Source organism: Marinobacter sp. E2 (assembly GCF_055755345.1).
This window is the reverse complement of sequence record NZ_CM146911.1, coordinates 1,350,817-1,374,154: the sequence shown is the minus strand read 5'-3', so window position 1 is coordinate 1,374,154 and position 23,338 is coordinate 1,350,817. Positions and strand designations below refer to the sequence as shown.

Below are 23,338 nucleotides of genomic sequence, written 5' to 3'. Positions count from 1 at the left end.
TCGACCGAAACACACAGCAGGACTCATGAACCGGGATTGGCTGCCAATACGAACAACCCCCTGGACCCTGGGCCTGATCCTGCTGACGCTTGTACTCCTGGTTCAGATCAGCGCCCTGCCACAACGCCTGGACTTCTGGCTTTACGACCAGGCCATAACCTCTGCCCCTCCCCGGATCTCAGACGACGTGGTGCTGGTCACCATTGATGAGCGGAGTCTGGGTCATCTTGGGCGCTGGCCCTGGCCGAGGAACCTGCATGCGGAGCTGGTCTCCAAGCTCCACCAGGCCGGTGCGAAGACCATCGTGTTCGATATCCTGTTTTCCGAGCCCTCCCCCGACGACGCGTTACTGGCAAAGGCGATGAGGCGACACGGCAATGTCTTCCTTCCGGTTTACCTGTCGCCGCCGACCTCCCATTATCTCCTGCAGGAACAACTGCCTGTAGCCCCGCTCGCCGGTGCCGCTGCCGGCCTGGGCCACGCTCATGTGGAACTGGACAGTGACGGCGTGGCCCGCGGCCTGTATCTGTACAACGGGATGGGGCAGAAGCTGTGGCCCAGTCTCTCTCTGGCGGTGACCGGCGCCGAACCGGAACACGCATCAACGGCAGGTGCGCCTGCCTATGTGAACGTCCGATCCGGTTATCGGGCCGTTCCCCTTGCCGGAGGTGCAGGCTCTATTTCCGCCTATTCCTATTCGGAGGTTCTCAACCGGCCACCCTCACCGGAACTGTTCCAGGGTAAAACGGTGTTCGTCGGCGCCACCGCCGCCGGTTTCGGTGACATTCTGCCTACCCCGTTCTCCGGGCTGAGCCGGCCCATGTCGGGGGTCGAGTTTCACGCCAATGTGTTCTCTGCCCACCAACAGGGGCTGCTGATCCGCACGGCTCCACCCTGGGCCGCCGCCTTGCTGACAGTCCTGGCCATCCTGGTGTTGGCAACGGTACTGCCCAGAATGCGGCCGGCACACACCTTACTCGCCTGCGGCGCGGCGGCGCTTCTTCTTCTCGGTCTGTTTCTGTTCGGCCTGTTCCGGCTGGGCTGGTGGCTTCCAGTAGCCAACGCACTGCTGGTTCCACTGCTGGCCCTGCCCGTTTCCAGCGGCCTGCGATTGGCCATGACCAACCGTTTTCTGAACCGGCAGCTCGATGATCTTGCGAGAAGCCCCCAGGTCTCCCTCCCGGCACCAGCCGGGCGCCACCCGACCCAGCTTCTGGAGCATTTCCGGGCTCTGCTGAGACCGGAAGGTTGGCTACTCATGGAGGAGAACGATCTGCTTGCGGCAAAGGGGCTGGTCCCGGCTGACATCCCGGCTGATCTGACACCAGGCTACTGGCACCACGACAGCAACCGCAGCTGGATCCAGCTGTTACGGGGTGGCACGCGCTACCATCTCGGCCTTTTGTTGCCGAACGATCTTGGTCGTGAGGCCATCCAGCGTTACCTTCGCAGGCTGCGCCTTGAAGATCCTGCACAGACATCGCACTCGTCCAGGCCACGGGAGAACATATCGGCACGGATCGAGCGGGTCCGTCTCGCAACCGAGCGACTCAATCACATGCAGGAGTTCATTCGGCGCAGCTTCGAGCACATGCCGGATGGCATTATCGTGACCGACGAGCTGGGCGTGATTCGCTTCGCCAATGGCCACATTGAGGAATGGTTCCGGGAGCCGATGCCGAGCCTCAGCGGCCTGCCACTGGTCAAACTGCTGGAGGGCCACGACCCGAGGGAGACACCGCCCTGGCATGAAACCGTATCCGACACCCTTACCCTGCAGCAGAGCCGCACAGTGGACCTGAAGGTCCGCTACAAGGACTTTCTCATTCACTTCGCGCCCTTCTCCCTGCCCGATGGTGACCAGCAAGGCATCATTGCCAACATATCCGACATCTCGGAACTCCGGGAGCAGCAGCGGCAGCACCGGGAGGCAATCGACTTTATCTCCCATGATGTGCGTTCACCTCTGGTGTCTCAACTTGCACTGATCGAACAACTGAAGCGTGACCCGAGCCATATCGATCAGGAACAGCTGGACCAGTTGGGCCGACTGGCGCGGCGAAGCTATCACCTGGCCGAGGAATTTGTTCAGTTGGCCCGCGCCGAGCAATTAACCGAAACCCGTTTTTATGAATGCGAATTTCTGTCCATCGTTGAGAACGCCCGAGATAGCGTCAGTGAACAGGGCGTTGAGAAGCAGATCGAGATCCAGCTCCATGGCACCGAGGATCTCTGGCTCAAGGGTAACGCCGAACTGCTGGAGAGAGCTGTCATTAACCTTTTGACGAACGCCATCCAGTACAGCCCGGAAGCGTCTACCGTCAGCATTCAGGTATTCCGGGCCGGCCATCAGGCCTGCCTGACCATCGCCGACGAGGGCAGTGGCATAGATCCAGACGAGCTACCACACCTGTTTGATCGTTACCGGCGCCAGAAGCGCACAGAGCTCGCTGGCATTCACGGTACCGGCCTTGGCCTGTCGTTCGTTAAAACGGTGGTTGAAAAGCATCGTGGAGAGATTTCGGTGGCATCAAGCCCGGGCCATGGATCGGCGTTTACGCTGAAACTGCCAATCGCAAACCCACTTCAGTAAGGCGGGCCGGCCTTGAGCCGGCTGTGAATCATGAACTGATCGATTTGCTTACAACGTCAGACGGGGCGCTGATCAAACCGTTGATATCCTGTACCTGAATCGTGAAATACCAGGTACCCGTGGCGAGGCCACCGATCCGGTAGGACATGTCGGCCTCGGCCGCCGCATTTTCGACAACCACTTGCTTGGTCAAGTCTCCCGCATCCTGACCATAGCGAATAACATACTTATCCAGCTCACCCATCGGGATACTTTCGCCGTTCACCCGGGTCAGCGGCGCTGTCCAGCTCAGGGTTGCTGCACCCTGCCCGCCACCGCCGGAGCCTCCACCGCCACAGCCGGTTAAAACAATCCCTACCATGCACGCGGCAATCCATGCCTTTGACATTTTAATGACGCGCTTCATATGGATTTTTGACCAAAATGTCGTCGAATTTTTAAAATTTTACAAAACAGACCGGATTATCTATGTGAAGCCCGTCATTTCCCAAGTTACGAAATTGTCAATTTCTCGTCAGGAATCGGTAAGAAAGCAAGGGAAGTCTCTGAATTATCGGGCAAAAATTTGCCCGCAAAAGACAGAACAAGGCGCACGCATGATACGGAAGTTGTACGGGCAGACTGAATGGTGAGATTGCATCGGAGGGCGATGACTGGAAACAAAAAAGCCCGCTTGAGCGGGCTTTTTAAAAGATGGTAGCGGGGGCTGGATTCGAACCAACGACCTTCGGGTTATGAGCCCGACGAGCTACCAGACTGCTCCACCCCGCATCAAAACTGGTTGTTGCCGGGACACCCCCCGATCAACGTGCGCGTATATTAAGGATTCGATTGGAAGCTGTCAATCGATATCTTCGAAAAGATCGGTCCGGAAAACGGGTTCGGACTCAACCCTGGGGCCGCCGCTAAACAAACCCACCTGTTCAATTACCTCCTGAACCGGACGGAAGGACCGACGGTGTTCCGGTGTCGCCCCAAGGCGGCGCAGGGCGTCCAGGTGGACAGGCGTCGGGTACCCTTTGTGCTGGGCCAGCCCGAACCCCGGGAACCGCTCATCCAGCGCCTCCATCTCCCGGTCTCGGGTCACCTTCGCCAGAATGGAAGCCGCGCTGATGGCCTCGACGCGGCTATCGCCCTTGATCACAGGCTCCGACGGCCAGTGCCATTTGGGGCAACGATTACCATCCACAAGGACATACTCCGGCGGAATCGTCAGTCCGCAGACCGCTCGCTCCATGGCGAGCATGGTCGCCTGGTAGATGTTCAGCTCATCAATTTCCCGGGCCTCGCATCGGCCAATACTCCAGGCCAGCGCCTGATCGAGGATCTGCTCATACAGGGCGTTTCGACGCTTTTCAGTCAGTTTCTTCGAATCGGCCAGACCAGCAATGGGCCTGTCGGGGTCCAGAATCACGGCGGCGGTAACGACAGCACCGATCAACGGGCCGCGCCCTACTTCATCCACGCCCGCCAGCAGGGATCCGGTATAACGACATTCGAACGGAGGCAACGGAACCCTGGCCATTATTGCCCTTTATACTCAAGGAGATCGGAGATGGCCTGGGCTGCTTTTTCATCGGCATCCTGCCGAAGGGTCTGGTGTAAGTCGGTAAACGCCTCTTTCAGCCGCGCTCGCTCATCAGTGTTCTCAAGCCGCTCGAGTACGGCGGCGCCAAGACTTTCCGGGGTGGCGGCATCCTGCAGCAACTCCGGCACCAGCGGCTGCCTGGCAAGCAGATTGGGCAACGCGACGTGGGGCACCTTCACCAGCCGTGAGACCAGAGCGTAGCTGAAGCCACTCAATCGATAGCCCACCACCATGGGCTTTTTCAGCAACATGGCTTCCAGAGTGGCAGTACCGGAGGCGAGCAGCACCACATCGGAGGCTGCCATCACATCCCGCGAGCGGCCCCGCACGACGGTAACAGGCAGCTTGACGGCGAGTGCGTCCACCAGGGCCCGCACCTGCTTCTCACGCTCCCGGTTCACACAGGGAATCACCAACTGCAGGTCCGGCCGCTTTTCCTGAATCCATCGGGACGCCTCCAGAAACAGTGTGCCCAGGCGCTCCACTTCACCGGCGCGACTGCCGGGCAGCACGGCCAGAACCGGCGCCTCGGGGTTCATGCCCAGGGAGGCTCTCATCGCCAGGGTATCGGGCTCCATTGGAATCCGATCGGCGAGCGGATGACCCACAAACGCCACAGGCACGTGATGTTCCTCGTAGAATCGTGCCTCAAACGGAAACAGGGTAAGCATCAGGTCCACGGATTTCGCGATTTTGAAAATCCGCTTCTGCCGCCAGGCCCACACTGACGGACTCACGTAGTGGACAGAGGGGATGCCAGCCTCACGACAGCGTCGCTCGATGGCAAGGGTGAAATCCGGGGAATCGATGCCGATCACGACATCCGGCGGCGTGGTGAAAAAGTAATCGAGCAATCGGGCCCGAATGCGGAACAGCTCCCGGATACGGCCCAGCACTTCCACCAGCCCCATCACCGAAAGCCGCTCCATGGGCACCAGAGAGTGGAAACCCTCGGCCACCATCTCCTCGCCACCAATGCCGACGAAACGGGCGTTCGGGTAGCGCCTGCGCAGGGACCGAATCAGTCCGGCACCGAGGATATCCCCCGATGCCTCACCGGCAATGATGCCAAACGTCCGTTTACTCTGGCTGATAATTGCGTGAGACGGTTCTGTCACCAACAGGCTCCCGCCGGGTTAGCGGATGATGCCGCGGTGCGCTCCGCGCAGTGAGTCGATGAGGGGTCGAATTTCTGCAACATCGGCAAAGGACTTCTCAAGCTCTTCCACGGCCTGCTCGGTGGTTAGCCCCTGACGGTAGATAACCTTGTAGGCCCGGCGCAATGCCAGCAGCACTTCCCGGCTGAAGCCACGGCGTTTCAGCCCTTCCACGTTCATGCCATGGGGCTGCGCCGACTGGCCACTGGCCATGACGTAGGCAGGAATATCCTTGAGCACGATACTGCCACCGGCTGCCATGCTGTGGGGGCCGATGTGGCAGAACTGATGCACCATGGTGCCACCGCCCAGAATCGCATAGTCGCCCACCGACACATGGCCTGCCAGGGTGGCACAGTTCGCCAGAATGGTGTTGTCCCCTACGATGCAGTCGTGGGCCACATGGACGTAGGCCATCAGAAGATTGCCACTGCCAATGCGGGTTTCACCGCGATCCTGCACGGTGCCGCGATGAATCGTACAGTTTTCGCGGATAACGTTATTGTCCCCGATCACCAGCGTGGTTGGTTCGCCGGCGTATTTCTTGTCCTGACACTCTTCACCGACACTGGAAAACTGGAAAATGCGGTTGTTCCTGCCAATGACCGTGGGCCCCTTGACGACCACATGGGAGAGGATTTCGGTGCCGTCGCCAATTTCCACATCCGGGCCAATATAACTCCAGGGACCAACGGTAACGTTGCTCCCCAGTTTGGCTGACGGGTCCACAATTGCCTGAGGATGGACACCCGACCAGTCATTTGTCGCCATCAAACTTCTCTCTCAGCGGTAAGAATCTCTGCCACGCAAACGACTTCGCCGTCGACCAGCGCGCGACAATCAAATTTGTAAATGCCACGTTTTCCGGAAATGAATTCCGATTCCATGCACAGCTGATCCCCGGGCAGCACCGGGCGCTTGAAGCGCGCCTTGCTAGAACCAGCGAGGTATTGTACCACGCCGTCCGAGGGTTTCCGGCCGACCGTCACAAACCCGAGAATGCCTGAAAGCTGGGCCATGGCCTCAATAATCAGCACGCCGGGCATGATGGGATTGTTCGGAAAATGGCCCTGGAAGAACGGCTCGTTGAACGAAATATTCTTGTACCCCTTGATCGATACTCCTTTTTCGACCTCCGTTACCCTGTCCACCAGAAGGAACGGGTATCGATGCGGGAGGTACTCCAGAATTTCGTCAATCTTCATCATGTTGATCGGCCTCAGCCCTTGAGTTTCTTTTCCAGTTCTTTCACTCGTCGCGCCAGCACATCCAGCTGACGGAAACGCACCGCATTCTTTCGCCACTGGCGGTTGGTATCGGCACTGGTACCGGAAGAGTATACGCCGGGCTCACGAATATCGCCGGTTACCAGGGTCATGCCGGTGAGGTGCACGTGGTCCGCAATCTCAAGGTGCCCCGCAACGCCCGAGGCACCGCCAAAGACACAATGGCGCCCGATACGGGTACTGCCGGCAATGCCCACCATCGCTGCCATGGCACTGTGGTCGCCAATGCGCACGTTGTGGGCCACCTGAATGAGGTTGTCGAGCTTGACCCCATCTCCGATCACCGTGTCATCGAGGGCGCCACGGTCAATCGTGGTGTTGGCGCCAACCTCAACGTCATCACCCAACACGACCCGGCCCAGCTGAGCAATTCTCTGCCAGGCGCCTTTTTCGTTGGCAAACCCGAATCCGTCGGAACCAATCACCGCACCGCTGAGGATGTGACAACGCTGGCCAATCACCACATCATGGGCCAGGGTAACGCGCGGCCGAATCAGGCTACCTGCGCCGATACGGGTTCGGGCACCCACCACGGTGCCCGCGCCCACCACGACTTTCTCACCGATGCTGGCCTCAGCTTCCACGACCACATGGGGGCCAACGCTGGCGTCGTCGGCAATGGTGGCTGTCGGGTCAATCACGGCCGTCGGGTGGATGCCGGCGGGTGCCTTCGGAGCGGGGTCGAACCAGTGGCTCAGGCGAGCATAACCAAGGTATGGGTTATCGAGTAACAGGACATTGGTGGAAACATCCTCGGCGGAGGCAGGTGAAATGATGACTGCCGAGGCCCGGGTGTCAGCCAGGTACTTGCCGTAGGAGGGGTTGGCCAGAAAGCTGATCTGCCCGGGGCCTGCAGCCTGTAGCGTAGCCAGCCCCGAAACCCGGATTTCGGGATCGCCCCGAAGCTCCGCACCAAGCGCGCTGGCGACATCTCCCAGGCGATACGTCCGATCTGTCATCATGCACTCTCCAGCCACATTCCGGTCGATCCTGTGGGCGTCAGGATCAACGGTTGAGTTTGTCCAGAAGCTGGGAGGTCAGGTTCATTTCCGGCTTCACATAGACCACCGCCTCGCTGGGCAGGATCAGGTCCAGATCGTTCTCTTCAAGCAGTTCCTTTACAGCGGCGTCCACCTCGGGCCGTGCCTGCTCCAGGAATGCTTGCTTGCGCTGGTTGACCGTCGAGTCCAGGCGTTGTTTCAGGAAGTTGAATTCCTTGACCTTTTCCTGGAACTCGCTGGCCAGCTTGTTACGCTCACTTTCATTCATCATGGCGCCGTCTTTTTCCAGGCGCTCTTGCAGCTTGCGCGCGGCTTCCTGGGCTTCGCGCACACGGGCTTCATCCCCTGCGAAGTCTTTCTGCAGCGTTTCGCTGAAGGCCTTGGCGTCGTTGGAGGAAAAAAGCGCCTGGCGCAGATCGACAACACCGATCCGGGTCTCTGCCATGGCCGGCGACGCCATCGCCATAACCGCTGCAGTGATGATCAAAAGGAATCGGGACATTGGTTTTCTCCTGGTTTTCATCCGTTGGTTGTTATTATCCATGCTTTAGAAGGTCTGGCCCAGCGAGAACTGGAACACCTGGGTATCGTCGCCCGCCTTGTCGTTCAGCGGGTAAGCCAGACTGAAGGCCAGTGGGCCAACTGCGGTAATCCACTGGAAACCGACCCCGGCCGCGGTCCTGATCTCACCCAGTTCAGGATCGAAGCCACGAGCGGTATCAAAGACCTGGCCGGCGTCCAGGAAGAACGATGTCCTCATGGACCGGGTGTCGCCCGCAAACGGTGTCGGGAATATCAGCTCCAGGCCGCCTTCGGTGAGCAGGTTACCACCGAAGGGGTCCGGATCAGAAAGGTCGTTGGGGCTGTTGGTCGCCCTCAGGCCCAGGGAGTTCGCCTCGTAGCCACGAACAGAACCGTAGCCGCCTGTGTAGAAGTGCTCGTAGAACGGCATCTGGGTACGATCACCATAACCGTCGCCAAAGCCGATTTCCGACCGCGCCCGGAAAACCCAGCGGTTGTTATCGGTGATCGGGAAATAGAAATCGGTCTTGTGGGTGGCCTTGTAGAACGTAAGGTCGCTGCCCGGCACCGCCACATCCAACGACAGTGAATGACTGTAGCCGTCCGTGGGAAGGACGCCACGGTTCAGGGTGCTGCGGCGCCAGCTTCCGAACAGGAAATAGTTGGTGAAGGAGTCGCCCTCCTCATCAATGAATTCCGTTACCTCCTGAGAGGTGAACAGGCCTTCCTTGATGTTGGATTGGGTGACGCCGGCACCGAAGTTCAGTCGGGTAATACTGTCTATCGGGTAGCCGAAAGTTACCCGGCCGCCGTACTCGTCCAGCAGGAAGGAGGAAATATCCTCTTCCTCATAGTCGGTTTCCCGGGCAAAAAGGCTGAAGCCGCGGCTCACACCATCCACCGTGTAGTAAGGATCGAGGTAGGAAATGTTGGCGCTCTTGACCGAGTCGCTGACGTTCACCCCAAAGGAGACCCGTTTGCCGGTACCAAAAAAGTTGTTCTCCGACACGTTCGCCCCGAGGATGACGCCGGAATCCTGGGAGAAGCCCACGGAGGCGGAGAGACTGCCGGTAGGCTGCTCTTCCACGGAATAGTTCACATCCACCAGATCGTCGGTTCCCGGCACTGGCACGGTGTCCACATTGACGGTTTTGAAAAAGCCAAGGCGCTCGAGTTTGGTCTTGGAGAATTCAATCCGGTCCGAGGAAGCCACGCCGCCCTCCATCTGCGTCATTTCCTGCCGCAGAACATCATCCCGGGTGGATACGTTGCCCTCGAAGTTGATACGGCGCACATAGGCGCGTTTGCCAGGCTCTACAAAGAAAGTAACCGCCGCGGTGTTATTCTCACCCGGTTCAGGTACCGCGTTGACATTGGCAAAGGCATAGCCCTCGCGGCCAAGCCGGAAGGCGAGCGCCTCGGAAATCGCGGTCATGCGGGAGCGGGAGAACACATCACCCTCCTCCACCGGAATCAGGGATCTCAGTTCCTCCTCGCCGACGATCAGCTCGCCCCGGAGCCGGATATCTGAAATGGTGTACTGCGGCCCCTCGTTGAGGGCAATGGCAATGAACACCTTCTGCTTGTCCGGAGAGATGGACACCTGGCTGGACTCGACGTTGAAGTCCAGATACCCGCGATCGAGATAGAAGGAACGCAACGATTCCAGATCGCCGCTCAGACGTTCACGGGCGTATTTGTCGGAGTTGGTGATCGAATTCCACCAACTGGTGGTCTCCAGCTCAAAGAGCTCCTTGAGTTCTTCGTCGGTAAAGTCCCGGTTGCCAATCAGGTTGATGTGATGAATGGCGGCCACGGAGCCTTCATTGATTTCAAGACGGATTGCAACCCGGTTACGGGGCAGTTCCTCCGCCGTCGCCTTCACCCTGGCGTTGTAGCGGCCCTGGGCGATGTAGGAGCGCAGAATTTCCAGTTCCAGGCGCTCCAGAGTGGCGCGCCTGAATACCTGGCCTTCCTGAAGGCCCGCGCCGGCAAGCGCATCCATGAGCATTTCGGTTTCGATATTCTTGTTGCCCTCAATCTCGATATCGCTGATGGAGGGCCGCTCGCGCACCGTCAATATGAGAACGCCCGCATCCCGACTCGCCTCTATATCGGTAAAAAGCCCCGTTCTGAACAGGGCCTTGATGGCATCGGCCAGCTCGGTTTCATCCAGTTGCTCGCCAATGTTCACCGGAAATGCGGAAAAAACCGTGCCTGCAGAAACCCTCTGCAAACCTTCAACTTCAATATCCGAGACCGTGAACTGATCGGCCATGGCCGACATCGGAACGGACACTGCCGCAGCGAGGCCGACGGCTACACCTAGAAGAGAACGTCTCATTCAAATATTTCGCCTGGTTAATGCGCGTAAGGAGCTCGCAATTCTCACAACCGCATCAGGTCGTTGTAAAGAGCAAACACCATTAATGTGAGGATCATTGCCATACCGATTCTTAATCCGAACGCCTGGGCTTGCTCGGAAAGCGGCTTTCCGCGGAGCGCCTCGATGGAGTAGTACACAATATGACCACCATCGAGCACCGGCACCGGCAGCAGATTGAGAATACCCAGACTCACACTCAGATAGGCCAGAAACCGAACGAAGTCCTCAAACCCGGAACTGACGCTGGCCTCGGCCACTCGGGCAATGGTGATTGGCCCACTGAGGTTGTTGGGTGAAAGCAGACCGGTAATCATTTTCTGGATGGCCACCAGCGTGAGTCGCGTGTCGGCCCAGGTCTCGCTCAGTGCAACCGGCAAGGCGGCAATCGGACCATAGCTGACGTCCCGCAGAACCTCCTCTGGCCAGGTTACCGCCTCGACGCCGGCACCAATAAAGCCGATCGTCTCGCCGCCTTCCTCCGTGCGGGCTTCGGGCGTCACCTGGAACATCTGCTCGGAGCCGCCTCGTTCCACGGTAAACTGCAGCGTCTGTCCGGGCGCATTACGAACGCGCTCCACCAGATCAAACCAGCTACCGACAGCCTCGCCTTCAACCGCCAGCACACGGTCTCCGGTTTTCAGGCCGGCGGCCTGGGCCCTGCCGTCATTGGAAATCTGGCCAAGAATCGGAGGGATCGCCGGTCGCCAGGGGGTAATGCCGAACTCCGCCAGCGGATTGGGCGTGTCTTCACTCAGTCGCCAACCATCCAGTGGCCCGCTAATGGTTCCACGGGCGCCATCATCCGATACGCTGAGGGCGATTTGCCCGTGTTCGCCCGTGCGCTCGAGAATCCGCATATTCACGTCGCGCCAGGACGACACCCTGTGTCCGTCCACGGAGTGGATTTCCATGCCTTCCTGCAGCCCGATCCGCTGGGCAACGCTGCCATCGGCAACCTCGCCGACAATGGGAGCGACGTGGGTAACGCCCACCACGCCCAACAACCAATAAGCCGCTATGGCAAACAGGAAGTTGGCCACCGGGCCCGCCGCCGCGATAGCAATACGCTGCCCCGGAGTCTTGGAGGTGAAGGCCTGATCGCGGAGCTCCTCCGGGACAGGGCCCTCGCGCTCGTCGAGCATCTTGACATAACCACCGAGTGGAATAGCGGCAACCGCGAATTCAGTGCCGTGCCGGTCGTACCAGGAAAACATGGGTTTGCCGAATCCAACGGAGAATCGCAATACCTTCACGCCACAGCGCCGGGCCACCCAGAAGTGACCAAACTCGTGCAAGGTCACCAGGATGCCCAGGGTCAGCGCAAGCGCAAGAACGGTTTCGATAATCTGCATAATCTTCCCGATTGATGGCTTCTGCAGCGCGCCTTAATGCTGCGACTCTCAGACAGTTAACAACCCTATCTGTTCCCGGGCACGGATACGGGCCTCGGCGTCCCTGGCAAAAATGATGTCAAAACTGTTGGCCGGCTCTACGGCAATCGCAGCCAGTGTCCGCTCTATGATAACGGGGATATCCGCAAAACACAGGTCGCCCGCCAGAAACGCGGCAACCGCTACCTCGTTGGCAGCGTTCAGAACCGCTGGTGCGGTACCGCCCGCCTCGAAGGCCTCGGCCGCCAGCCGCAGGCAGGGAAAACGCACCAGGTCTGGCCGCTCGAAATGGAACCGGCCAATGGCAAACAGATCCAGAGGCGCCACACCTGCGTCTATGCGTTCCGGCCAGGCCAGGCCGTTGGCAATCGGGGTCCGCATGTCCGGGCTCCCCATCTGGGCCAACACCGAACCGTCGGCATACTCCACCATCGAATGAATGATGCTTTCGGGGTGAACGTGAACCTCGACATTACGGGGCGTGGTATTGAACAGCCAGCAGGCCTCGATCAACTCAAGACCCTTGTTCATCAACGTGGCGGAGTCCACAGAGATCTTCTGCCCCATGGACCAGTTGGGATGCGCACAGGCCTGAGCTGGAGTCACCGACCTTAGCTGGTCAGCACTGAATTCCCGAAAAGGGCCGCCCGAGGCGGTCAGCAGGATCCGGGTAATACCGGCACCCTCTGGATCCCTCACCTTGTCCGCCGGCATGCACTGGAAAATGGCGTTGTGTTCGGAATCAATGGGCAGGAGTTCGGCGCCGGAGGCCGCCACCGCATCCATGAACAGCTTGCCCGACATCACCAGGGCTTCTTTGTTGGCCAGCAGCACCCGCTTGCCCGCGCGTACCGCCGCCAGGGTGGGAGACAGCCCGGCGGCACCCACGATCGCAGCCATCACGGTGTCGACTGCCGGAGCCGACGCCACTTCACACAGACTCTCCTCACCTCCGAGCACCTGAATGTCCGGCACATCAGCGAGCAGAGCAGCCAGGGTTTGCGCGGCTTCGGGACAGGCCATGACGGCTACCTGCGGGCGAAATTCCCGACACAGCACCGCCATCTCGTCAGCTCGGGTGTTCGCCGTCAGCGCGTGAACGGCAAAGCGCTCCGGATGGCGCCGAACGACATCCAGCGTGCTGAGTCCGATGGAGCCCGTGGCCCCTAAAAGGCTGATTCGGCGAACGACCATAGTCACCACTGCCCGGCTGTAAGCCAACCCAGTTTGGTCACGATGAGCGCAAACACCGGAATAGCGGCGGTCAGGCTGTCGATTCGATCCATGATCCCGCCATGGCCAGGCAGCAACTGGCTGCTGTCCTTGATCCCGCGATAGCGCTTGAGCATGCTTTCAAACAGATCCCCCAGGACCGACACCAGGCCGGTCGCAAGACTGGCAATCACCAGCAAGAAAATCTCAGAGAGCCCGGCGGCGGCTAGGAAACCGATCAACAGGGCAAACAGGCCAACCGCAACAAGCCCACCCCAGACGCCGGCCCAGGACTTACCGGGGCTTACCCGGGGCGCCAGTTTGGCCTTGCCAAAGGCCCGGCCCGCAAAATAGGCGCCAATGTCGGCCACCCAGACCACACAGAACACGTACAGGATCAGCAGCAAGTTGCTACTGCTGTCGCCGAACTGGAAGCCACCGGTGCGCATGTGGTTGAGCCCGACCCAGGCCGGCACCAGCACCAGCAGTCCCATGGTGGCCCTGACCGGCAGACTGCCCCATCGCTCAGAGCCGGCAGGGTAGCTGCGAACCAGGAGGAAACACACCAGCCACCACACCAGCGCCAGCCAGAGCACGACCTCGAAGGACACGTTCAGCAGGGCGAACAGGATGGCCGCCGTTATCAGGGCATAGACCACCCGACCGGCGCCACTGCCCACGCCTGCCATGTTCGCCCACTCCCAGGCGCCAACGGTGATGATGGCACCCGTGAACAATGCGAAGCCCAGAGGCGGAAGGAAGAAAATCCCGCCAATTGCGATGGGGGCGAGGACCAGTGCAGTGATGATTCGGGTTTTTAACACGAGTAAAGTCGCTATCGTTCGTTATTGTTGTAGAGCCTTGGCGGCGATCTGATCGTCCGTCTGGCCAAAACGGCGCTGCCGACCGGCGTATGCCTCCAGCGCCTTGCGCATTTCCTCATGCTGGAAGTCTGGCCAATAGACCGGTGAAAAGTACAGTTCCGTATAGGCGAGGTGCCAAAGCAGGAAATTGCTGATGCGCTGTTCACCAGCGGTGCGGATCATCAGGTCAGGTACCGGAAGATCGCCGATACTGACGTGTTGCTGAATCAGGTCATCGGTGATGTCAGACGGCTCAAGCTGCCCTGCCCGAACCTTCTCGGCTATCTGGCGCGTAGCCTGGCTGATATCCCAATGTCCGCCGTAGTTAGCGGCGATGACCAGCGTCATCTGGGTGTTGTTGCGGGTCAGTTCTTCTGCCGCCGCCATGTGCTCCTGAAGCGTTGGGCTGAAGGCCGAACGGTCACCGATGATGCGAAGACAGATGTTGTTGCGGTGGAGTTTGCGAACTTCGCGCTCCAGCGCCAGCAGGAACAATCTCATCAGCGCCGAGACTTCGTCCTTCGGTCGGCGCCAGTTCTCGCTGGAAAAGGCGAACAGGGTCAGTACTTCAACCCCCTCACGGGCACAGGTTTCCACAACCGCCCGGACCGCATCCACGCCGGCCTTGTGGCCTGCTACACCCTTCAATCGGCGGGCCTTGGCCCAGCGATTGTTACCATCCATGATAATGGCCACATGCCGGGGCCGGCTGTCTGCCGACACCGGAAACTCTGCGGATACCGTTCCCGTCATGAAATCCCCTGTGCGGCCGGGACAGCGTACCTCCCGGCCAATCAGTTCGCTTGCGAGTGAACCTGGCGGATCAGACCGCCATCAGGTCCTCTTCTTTGGCCTTGAGCATTTTATCAACTTCCGCGATGTAGCGGTCGGTGAGCTTCTGGATCTCATCCTCACCCTTGCGCTCGTCGTCCTCGGTAATTTCCTTTTCCTTCAGCAATTCCTTGATCATGCTGTTGGCATCGCGACGAGCGTTACGGATGGAGACGCGACCGTGCTCGGCATCCGCCTTGGCCTGCTTGACCATTTCACGACGGGTTTCTTCCGTCAGCATGGGCATGGGCACGCGGATAATGTCACCGCTAGTGGCCGGATTGAGTCCCAGATCAGACATCATGATCGCCTTCTCGATGGTCGGCACCAGGTTCTTCTCCCAGGGCGATACCGTCAGTGTGCGATTGTCTTCGATGTTGACACTGGCCACCTGTTTGAGCGGTGTTTCCTGGCCGTAGTAATTCACCATAACGCTGTCCAGGATGGACGGATGCGCGCGGCCGGTCCGGATCTTGTTGAATGCCGAATGCAGAGCGTCCAGGCTCTTCTTCATCTTTTTCTCGGCTTCTGCTTTGATGTCGTCAATCACTTCATCATCCTCGATTCGTTCGTCATTTCATTCGCTGATCTGGCTGCTGCATCGGACAGCCCTGTTATTCAATCAGTGTACCTTCTTTTTCACCGGTTACGATGCGGGTCAGAGCGCCAGGGCGGTTCATATCGAAAACCCGCAGTGGCATGCCGTGATCCCGGGCCAGGCAGATCGCGGTCAGATCCATCACCCCGAGCTTCTTGTCCAGCACATCATCGTAGGTAAGGTAATCGTATTTTTCGGCACTGCTGTCCAGATGCGGATCGGCTGAGTATACGCCATCCACCTTGGTGGCTTTCAGTACTGCGTCCGCCTCAATCTCGATGCCCCGCAGGCAGGCTGCGGAATCCGTGGTGAAGAACGGGTTGCCGGTACCGGCACAGAAAATCACGACATCGCCGTCCTTGAGATCCCGAACGGCGCGCCTGCGGTCATAGTGTTCAACAATCCCGCTCATGGGAATGGCCGACATTACCCGGGTACGGATATTCGAGCGCTCCAGGGCATCGCGCATGGCCAGGCCATTCATGACCGTTGCCAACATACCCATGTGGTCACCGGTAACCCGGTCCATGCCAGCGGCATTGAGGGCCGCGCCGCGGAACAGGTTGCCGCCACCAATAACGAGGCCAACCTGCACACCGATGCCAATCAGCGCACCGATTTCCAGGGCCATGCGGTCGAGAACTTTGGGATCAATACCGAAATCGTGTTCCCCCATCAGGGCCTCGCCACTGAGCTTGAGCAGAACACGCTTGTATCTGGGCTGGGTTTTCGATGAAGTCGGCATGATGATCCCCTTGTCGTCTGTTGGCTGCGCTCCGGCGTGGTATCCGTTGCAGGCTTGTATCTGACATACTCCTCCCAAAAAGGGGTATCTCAGATACAAGCCCGCCACGAGAGCCGGACCAACCGGCTAACGTGGCAGACTCAGGTGACGCAGCAAGCCCGGGGACCCGCTGCGCCAGAACGAAGGATCAGGCCTTGCCGGTACCAGCTGCAGCAGCAACCTCGGCGGCGAAGTCCACCTCTTCCTTCTCAATGCCTTCACCCACTTCCAGGCGAACAAACCCAACCAGCTCACCGCCGTTGGACTTGATCAGTTCACCGACGGTCTGGTCCGGGTTTTTCACGAAAGGCTGTTCAACAAGGCTGTTCTCCTTGAGGAACTTCTTGATGCGGCCGCCCATCATCTTCTCGACGATCTCGGCAGGCTTGCCTTCCATATCCGGCTGGGCCTTGATGACTTCTTTTTCTTTCTCGAGCTCTTCAGCCGGCATATCTTCCGGCTTGCCAACGCGCGGGTTAACAGCCGCAGCGTGCATGGCGATGTCACGAGCCACTTCAGGATCGCCGGCGGTCAGAGCCACAACGGAAGCGATCTTGTTGTTGCTGTGCACATAACCACCAACAACCGGACCTTCAACCTTGACGATGCGACGTACGGTAATGTTCTCGCCGATTTTCTGTACCAGCGCCTCGCGCTTGGACTCCAGATCGCCTTCCATCAGCTTGGCAACGTCGGTTTCGCCCTTGCTGAAAGCAACGTCAAGCACTTCATTGGCGAAGTTCAGGAAGTTGTCATCGCGAGCGACAAAGTCGGTCTCGGAGTTCACTTCCAGAATGTAGGCCACGGTGTTGTCGTCGGAAATCTTGATCAGTGAAGCGCCTTCAGCGGCAGTACGGCCAGCTTTCTTGGCGGCCTTCAAACCAGAAGACTTGCGCAGCTCTTCGATTGCCGCGTCAACACTGCCCTCGGCTTCCACGAGCGCCTTCTTGCACTCCATCATGCCAAGGCCGGTACGCTCACGCAGCTCTTTGACCATTGCAGCGGTAATTGCAGCCATGTTCAATCCTCTTAACTGTTCCGAATTCGGTGGGAAGGAGCGCCCGCAATCACCGCGAGCGCACCTCAGATCTTCAACGTGAAGGTAAAGCGTTACTCGGCGGCCGGAGCAGCGCCTTCAGCGTCTTCGCTGACTTCAACAAACTCGTCAGCACCGGCACCGGCCGACTGAGCTGCTTCGATGCAGGTATCAGCAACGGCTTTCACGTAAATCTGGATCGCACGAATGGCGTCGTCGTTGCCCGGAATAATGTAGTCCACACCGTCAGGATCACTGTTGGTATCGACAACACCGATCACCGGAATGCCCAGTTTGTTGGCTTCCTTGATGGCGATACGCTCGTGATCCACGTCGATCACGAACATGGCGTCTGGCAGACCGCCCATGTCCTTGATACCGCCGATGGAACGCTCAAGACGGTCCATTTCGCGGGTACGGTCCAGGGCTTCTTTCTTGGTCAGTTTGTCGAAAGTACCGTCCTGGCTCTGTGTTTCCAGGTCACGGTAACGACGGATGGACTGACGGATGGTCTTGTAGTTGGTCAGCATGCCACCAAGCCAGCGGTGGTTCACGTAGGGCTGGCCAGCGCGCTCGGCTTCTTCCTTGATGATCTTGGCCGCGGCACGCTTGGTACCAACGAACATGATCTTGTTCTTGTTCTCTGCCAGCTGCTGAACGAACTTCAGGGCGTCGTTCATGGCAGGAACAGTCTGCTCAAGGTTGATGATATGAATCTTGTTACGGGCGCCGAAGATGAACTTCGACATTTTCGGGTTCCAGTAGCGGGTCTGGTGACCGAAGTGAGCACCTGCCTTTAGCAGGTCACGCATATTTACCTGAGCCATGATAGTTACCTTCTTTAGCTTCGGGTTAGTCCTCCACGTGTCCGATCATCCCAACCTCGCTCCTTGAAACCAGAAGCAGGCACCCTGGGATAACGTGTCGACACGTGTGTGAATTTGCCGGATTCGTTTCCGGCGGGCGCGTTTATACCATAATCGGCCCATCGGACGCCATTATTTTTGCGCGCCCGCTTCCTTGTACCCGGGCAGCAGGCCCCTTAAAATGCCGGTTTGACACACATCGACGGGAAACCCAATGCAGGTATCGATCAAGACTCCGGAAGAAATCGAAAAGATGCGCGTTGCAGGTCGTCTGGCGGCCGAGGTTCTTGAAATGATCGGCGAACATGTGAAGCCGGGCGTTTCTACCGAAGAACTGGACCGGATCTGCCACGACTATATAGTCAACGAGCAGAAAGCGATTCCGGCGCCGCTGAACTACAAAGGGTTTCCTAAATCCATCTGTACCTCGGTGAATCACGTCATCTGCCACGGCATCCCGTCCGAGAAGAAAATTCTGAAGGATGGAGACATCCTGAACATCGACGTCACCGTAATAAAGGATGGTTACCACGGCGACACCAGCAAGATGTGGATTGTCGGCAAGCCCAAGCCCGGCACCGAGCGCCTGATCCAGATCACTCAGGAGTGTCTTTACAAGGGCATCGAACTGGTGAAACCGGGCACGCGACTGGGCGACATAGGCCACGTGATTCAGCAGCACGCCGAAAAGCATCGTTATTCGGTGGTGCGGGATTACTGTGGTCACGGTATTGGTGCTGTCTTCCACGAGGAGCCCCAGGTGATGCATTACGGCAAACCCGGCACCGGCATGGAGCTGAAGGAAGGCATGACCTTCACCATCGAGCCGATGATCAACCAGGGCAAGTACCAGACCAAGCTGCTACCTGACGGCTGGACAGTGGTAACCAAGGACCACAAGCTTTCAGCCCAGTGGGAGCACACCATCCTTGTGACCGCAGACGGCCACGAGGTACTGACCAAGCGAACGGAAGAATCCTTCTAAGTGGACCTGAGCGAGCTGGAATCCCGCATCAGTAACGACCCCTCTCCGGTAAAGGCGGCACGTGAGCTATTAAAGGAGAGATACAATGCGGATGCCGAGGCGTTCCGGCAGGGTGCGGATGTTCGTGCCCTCGTCCACTCCCGGGCCGACACCGTCGACACAGTGCTTCGGTTGATCTGGAACCGCTACCCTTTTGCCCGGTCGTCCGACATCGCCCTGATTGCCGTAGGTGGCTATGGCCGGGGAGAACTGCACCCCCACTCGGACATCGACCTGCTGATTCTGACCCGCAACGGCATCGACGAAGCCTGGCAGGAGGATCTCGGCGCCTTCGTAACCCTGCTCTGGGATCTGCGACTGGATATCGGACACAGCGTTCGGAGCATTGACGAAAGCAAGGCTGCGGCCCGGGAAGACGTAACCATCCTCACCAATCTTCTGGAAACACGTACCATCGCAGGGCCGGATGAACTACGCAGCGAGCTTAGCGAGCAGGTCTATTCGGACAATGTCTCCACCGACCGCGACTACTTTATTGCCAAGCGGGAAGAGCAGAAGGAACGCCATCAGAAATACGGCGACACGGAGTACAACCTTGAACCCAATGTGAAAGGCTCCCCAGGCGCCCTGCGGGACATTCAGACTATCGGCTGGATTACCAAACGCCATTTTGGCCTGCAGAACATTGCCGACCTGACCCGGTTCAGCATCCTCACCGAAGAGGAACACCAGATCCTGTTCCAGGGGGAAACCTTCCTGTGGCAGTTGCGGTTCGGTCTTCAGCTTCTGGCCGACCGCAACGAGAACCGGCTTCTGTTTGACCACCAGCGTGCCCTGGCCCAGATGCTTGGCTACAAGGATGAAGGAAAGCGCCTGGGCGTCGAACTGATGATGCAGTCCTATTACCGCACGGTGCTGGCGCTGGCCGAGCTGGCTGACGTGATCCTGCAGTACTACGACGAGGCCATCCTTGGCAGTTCGTCCGACGACGCCATCCAGCCCATCAACAAGCGGTTCCAGATCCGCAACTACTACATTGAGGCGGTGAACAACCAGGTGTTCGCCTACGCGCCTTACGCCATCATGGAAATCTTCGTGCTGATGGCCCAGCATCCGGAGATCAAGGGCATTCGCGCCACCACCATCCGCTCGCTCCGGGCGCACCGCCATCTGATTGACGACGCCTTCCGGTCGGATCTGGCCGTCACCACGCTGTTCATGGAGCTGCTGCGGACCCCGCACGCGCTCGACCAGACCCTGTCGGCCATGAAGAAGTACAACGTGCTGGGCCGGTACCTACCGGAATTCGGCCAGATCATCGGCCAGATGCAGCACGACCTGTTCCATATCTACACGGTGGATGCCCACACCATGCGGGTGATCCGCAACATGGTTCGCCTGGGGAGCGCCGAGGCCCGCACCGAGTACCCGCTCGCCTCACGCCTGATCCACCGTCTGCCCAAGCTGGAAACCCTCTACATTGCCGGCATCTACCATGACGTCGCCAAGGGCCGGGGCGGCGACCACTCAGAATTGGGTGCTATCGATGCCGAGGCCTTCTGTGCGCGGCACCATCTGAGCGAGCGGGACACCCAGCTGATTTCCTGGCTGGTGGAGAACCACCTGCTGATGTCGATGACGGCCCAGCGCAAGGACATCTCCGACCCGGACATCATCCACGGCTTTGCCCGGGCGGTACCCAGCCAGGCACACCTGGATTACCTGTACGTACTGACCGTCTGCGACATCAGCGCCACCAACCCGAAGCTCTGGAATACCTGGCGTGCCTCGCTGTTGCGACAGCTCTACATCGAGACCAAGCGTGCCTTGCGCCGTGGCACCGAGACACCCATCGACCGGCAGGAGTGGGTGCGGGCGACCCAGTCCGAGGCGCGGGAAATCCTCCATGCCCAGAACATGTCCGACGAGCAGATCGACGCCATCTGGGACACCGTTGACGAGGACTACTTCCTCCAGGACTCCACCGTCGATATCGCCTGGCAGACCGCAGCGATCATCCGCCACGGCGACAATCCGGACCCGCTGGTGCTGATACGCGACACCCGGGGCGGCCCCACCGACGGGTATTCCCAGATCATCATCTACATGAAAGACCGGGTGGCCCTGTTTGCCGCCACCACGGCGGTGCTCGAGCAGTTGAACCTGAACATCGTCGACGCCCGGATCAGCTCCAGCGAAGGCCCCTACTCCATCAGCTCCTACGTGGTTCTGGACGAGAAAGGCCAACCCCTGGGCATTGACCCGGCCCGCAAAGAGCGGGTGCGCCTACGCCTGATCGAAGAGCTGGACGACCCGGAGGACTATCCGGACATCATCCACCGCCGAACGCCGCGGCAGCTGAAGCATTTTGCCTTCCCGACGGAGGTGACCTTCTCCAACGACACCATCAACCAGCGTACGGTGATGGAAGTCATCACGCCGGACCGACCGGGCCTGCTGGCCCGCATCGGCCAGGTGCTGCTGGAGCACCGGGTTCGCCTGACCAACGCCAAGATTGCGACCCTCGGGGAGCGAGTGGAAGACGTGTTTTTCGTGACCGACGAACACGGCGAGCCGCTCAGGGACCCCGCGGTGTGCCACAACCTGCAGCAAGACCTCTGTAAAATGCTGGACGACATTCAATGAATCCGAACCTGGACAGACTTCACCCCTACCCGTTCGAGAAACTGGCCAAGCTGAAAGCCGGCATCACCGTGCCCACGCACCTCCGGCCGATTTCCCTGGGTATTGGCGAACCGAAGCACCCATCGCCGGAATTCGTCAAGAACGTGATTGCCAACAACCTGGACAAGCTCGCCAACTACCCGACAACCCGGGGCACCGACGAGCTGCGCGAGGCCATCTGCGCCTGGGCAACCCGGCGGTTCAACCTCGCTCCGGGCAGCCTGAGCGCGGCCCGCCACATCGTGCCGGTTAATGGCACACGAGAAGCGATTTTCTCCCTCGTGCAAGCGGTCGTCGACAGCAGCAAACCGGCGAAGGTGGTCAGCCCCAACCCTTTCTACCAGGTTTACGAGGGCGCGGCTTTCCTGGCCGGGGCAGACCCGGTTTACCTGCCCTGCGACGGCTCCAACGGCTTCATACCGGACTTCGATGATGTGCCGGAAAGTACATGGCGTGATTGCCAGGTGCTCTTCTTATGCTCTCCCGGCAACCCCAGCGGCACCGTGATTCCCAGGGAAACCCTGGCAAAGGTGATTGAACTGGCCGACCGGTACGATTTCATCGTTGCCTCCGACGAGTGCTATTCGGAACTTTACCCGGATGAAGGCAACCCTCCCGAGGGCCTGCTGCAGACCTGTGCCGCCCTGGGTCGGGACGACTACGCGCGCTGCGTGGTCTTCCACAGCCTGTCCAAGCGCAGCAACCTGCCTGGATTGCGCAGCGGCTTTGTCGCTGGCGACGCCAGGATTCTCGACGGCTACCTCAAATACCGCACCTACCATGGTTGTGCCATGCCCATTCACAACCAGTTGGCCAGCATTGCCGCCTGGAACGACGAGGACCATGTGCGGGAGAACCGCGCCGCCTATCGGGCCAAGTTCGAGGCCGTTGTGCCCATTCTCCGTGAGGTTATGGCGGTGGATTTTCCAGACGCCGGTTTTTACCTGTGGCCAGAGACGCCCCTGGACGACGAAACCTTCGCCCGTGAGCTGTCGGCGCAGCAGAACGTTCATGTACTGCCCGGCCGCTACCTCTCCCGAACAGTAAACAGCCACAACCCGGGCGAAAACCGCGTGCGAATGGCCCTGGTGGCTCCCCTGGACGAGTGCGTGGAAGCCGCGCACCGGATTGTTGAATTCGTAAAGGCAAACAAGGCATGAAGCTCTACGGCATCAAGAATTGCGACACCGTGAAAAAAGCCCGCAAGTGGCTGGACGAAAATGGCATTGGGCATGAGTTCCACGACTTCAAGAAAGACGGCCTTGATAGCGAGCTGCTCTCGCAATGGGAACAGGCCGTTGGCTGGGAAACCCTCCTGAACCGGCGCGGCACCACCTGGCGCAAACTTCCCGACGAGGTTCGTGATACCATTAGCGCCCAAAGCGCCCAAAGCGCCCACGACATCATGCTGGAAAACCCGTCCATCATTAAACGCCCGGTCGTCGACCGTGACGGAGAGATCTCCGTCGGCTTCAACGCAGAAGAATGGGCCAGCTGGCGCAACTGATTCCATTATCAATTTCGAAAACAGGCAATTTCATACAACAGGAGCAA

The 23,338-nt window shown here is 59.2% G+C and carries 21 protein-coding genes and 1 tRNA gene; 5 read left to right on the top strand and 17 right to left on the bottom strand.

Features of this window, described 5'->3' with window-relative positions:
• Window positions 1-25 precede the first annotated feature (25 nt).
• Window positions 26-2,593 carry a CHASE2 domain-containing protein gene (locus AC0J1C_RS06250; RefSeq protein WP_473046057.1) on the top strand — a complete coding sequence of 856 codons (2,568 nt, stop codon included), beginning with the start codon at window positions 26-28 and terminating at the stop codon, window positions 2,591-2,593.
• A 28-nt stretch (window positions 2,594-2,621) separates the two neighbouring features.
• Here the strand turns inward: AC0J1C_RS06250 and AC0J1C_RS06245 are convergent, their stop codons facing one another.
• The 17 genes from AC0J1C_RS06245 to rpsB form a co-directional block, all read right to left on the bottom strand.
• Window positions 2,622-2,999, bottom strand: coding sequence for a fibronectin type III domain-containing protein (locus AC0J1C_RS06245; RefSeq protein WP_473046055.1), 378 nt, complete (start codon window positions 2,997-2,999; stop codon window positions 2,622-2,624).
• A gap of 288 nt (window positions 3,000-3,287) precedes the next feature.
• Window positions 3,288-3,364: transfer RNA gene (locus tag AC0J1C_RS06240), tRNA-Met, on the bottom strand.
• Between the two features lie 70 nt (window positions 3,365-3,434).
• The gene (gene rnhB / locus AC0J1C_RS06235; protein WP_473046054.1) at window positions 3,435-4,118 is read right to left on the bottom strand and encodes a ribonuclease HII; all 684 of its coding nucleotides are present in this window, start codon (window positions 4,116-4,118) and stop codon (window positions 3,435-3,437) included.
• Window positions 4,118-5,299 carry a lipid-A-disaccharide synthase gene (lpxB, locus tag AC0J1C_RS06230; protein WP_473046052.1) on the bottom strand — a complete coding sequence of 394 codons (1,182 nt, stop codon included), beginning with the start codon at window positions 5,297-5,299 and terminating at the stop codon, window positions 4,118-4,120. The genes rnhB and lpxB overlap by 1 nt, the downstream gene beginning before the upstream one ends.
• A gap of 18 nt (window positions 5,300-5,317) precedes the next feature.
• Window positions 5,318-6,109, bottom strand: a complete 792-nt coding sequence (gene lpxA / locus AC0J1C_RS06225) for an acyl-ACP--UDP-N-acetylglucosamine O-acyltransferase (protein WP_473046051.1) — start codon at window positions 6,107-6,109, stop codon at window positions 5,318-5,320.
• Window positions 6,109-6,546, bottom strand: coding sequence for a 3-hydroxyacyl-ACP dehydratase FabZ (fabZ, locus tag AC0J1C_RS06220; RefSeq protein WP_375192096.1), 438 nt, complete (start codon window positions 6,544-6,546; stop codon window positions 6,109-6,111). Before fabZ ends, lpxA begins: the two co-directional genes overlap by 1 nt.
• A gap of 11 nt (window positions 6,547-6,557) precedes the next feature.
• On the bottom strand, window positions 6,558-7,583 hold the full coding sequence (gene lpxD / locus AC0J1C_RS06215; protein WP_473046510.1) for a UDP-3-O-(3-hydroxymyristoyl)glucosamine N-acyltransferase: 1,026 nt from the start codon (window positions 7,581-7,583) through the stop codon (window positions 6,558-6,560).
• 46 nt (window positions 7,584-7,629) lie between these two features.
• Window positions 7,630-8,127: an OmpH/Skp family outer membrane protein gene (locus tag AC0J1C_RS06210; RefSeq protein WP_091992126.1), complete on the bottom strand. Its 498-nt coding sequence runs from the start codon at window positions 8,125-8,127 to the stop codon at window positions 7,630-7,632.
• A gap of 45 nt (window positions 8,128-8,172) precedes the next feature.
• Complete coding sequence (gene bamA / locus AC0J1C_RS06205; protein ID WP_473046050.1) at window positions 8,173-10,491, bottom strand: outer membrane protein assembly factor BamA; 2,319 nt, start codon at window positions 10,489-10,491, stop codon at window positions 8,173-8,175.
• 44 nt (window positions 10,492-10,535) lie between these two features.
• Entirely contained in the window at window positions 10,536-11,885 is a 1,350-nt protein-coding gene (gene rseP, locus AC0J1C_RS06200) for an RIP metalloprotease RseP (protein ID WP_473046049.1), read from the bottom strand.
• Between the two features lie 48 nt (window positions 11,886-11,933).
• Window positions 11,934-13,118, bottom strand: coding sequence for a 1-deoxy-D-xylulose-5-phosphate reductoisomerase (gene ispC / locus AC0J1C_RS06195; protein ID WP_473046048.1), 1,185 nt, complete (start codon window positions 13,116-13,118; stop codon window positions 11,934-11,936).
• 2 nt (window positions 13,119-13,120) lie between these two features.
• Window positions 13,121-13,960, bottom strand: a complete 840-nt coding sequence (locus AC0J1C_RS06190; protein ID WP_473046047.1) for a phosphatidate cytidylyltransferase — start codon at window positions 13,958-13,960, stop codon at window positions 13,121-13,123.
• 21 nt (window positions 13,961-13,981) lie between these two features.
• Window positions 13,982-14,752, bottom strand: a complete 771-nt coding sequence (uppS, locus tag AC0J1C_RS06185; RefSeq protein WP_473046045.1) for a polyprenyl diphosphate synthase — start codon at window positions 14,750-14,752, stop codon at window positions 13,982-13,984.
• A 70-nt stretch (window positions 14,753-14,822) separates the two neighbouring features.
• Entirely contained in the window at window positions 14,823-15,380 is a 558-nt protein-coding gene (gene frr, locus AC0J1C_RS06180) for a ribosome recycling factor (protein WP_091992120.1), read from the bottom strand.
• A gap of 64 nt (window positions 15,381-15,444) precedes the next feature.
• Window positions 15,445-16,173, bottom strand: a complete 729-nt coding sequence (gene pyrH / locus AC0J1C_RS06175; RefSeq protein WP_473046044.1) for a UMP kinase — start codon at window positions 16,171-16,173, stop codon at window positions 15,445-15,447.
• Between the two features lie 187 nt (window positions 16,174-16,360).
• The gene (gene tsf / locus AC0J1C_RS06170; protein ID WP_375192087.1) at window positions 16,361-17,230 is read right to left on the bottom strand and encodes a translation elongation factor Ts; all 870 of its coding nucleotides are present in this window, start codon (window positions 17,228-17,230) and stop codon (window positions 16,361-16,363) included.
• Between the two features lie 92 nt (window positions 17,231-17,322).
• A complete protein-coding gene (gene rpsB, locus AC0J1C_RS06165; protein WP_091992117.1) occupies window positions 17,323-18,075 on the bottom strand; it encodes a 30S ribosomal protein S2 in 753 nt (250 codons plus the stop codon).
• A gap of 253 nt (window positions 18,076-18,328) precedes the next feature.
• On the opposite strand from rpsB, the gene map reads away from it, so the two are divergent.
• The 4 genes from map to AC0J1C_RS06145 are packed head-to-tail and all read left to right on the top strand — an operon-like array spanning window position 18,329 to window position 23,291.
• Entirely contained in the window at window positions 18,329-19,099 is a 771-nt protein-coding gene (gene map / locus AC0J1C_RS06160) for a type I methionyl aminopeptidase (RefSeq protein ID WP_473046042.1), read from the top strand.
• Window positions 19,100-21,745: a [protein-PII] uridylyltransferase gene (locus AC0J1C_RS06155; protein ID WP_473046040.1), complete on the top strand. Its 2,646-nt coding sequence runs from the start codon at window positions 19,100-19,102 to the stop codon at window positions 21,743-21,745.
• The gene (dapC, locus tag AC0J1C_RS06150) at window positions 21,742-22,944 is read left to right on the top strand and encodes a succinyldiaminopimelate transaminase (RefSeq protein ID WP_473046039.1); all 1,203 of its coding nucleotides are present in this window, start codon (window positions 21,742-21,744) and stop codon (window positions 22,942-22,944) included. The genes AC0J1C_RS06155 and dapC overlap by 4 nt, the downstream gene beginning before the upstream one ends.
• A complete protein-coding gene (locus AC0J1C_RS06145; RefSeq protein WP_473046038.1) occupies window positions 22,941-23,291 on the top strand; it encodes an ArsC family reductase in 351 nt (116 codons plus the stop codon). The genes dapC and AC0J1C_RS06145 overlap by 4 nt, the downstream gene beginning before the upstream one ends.
• Window positions 23,292-23,338: the final 47 nt, after the last annotated feature.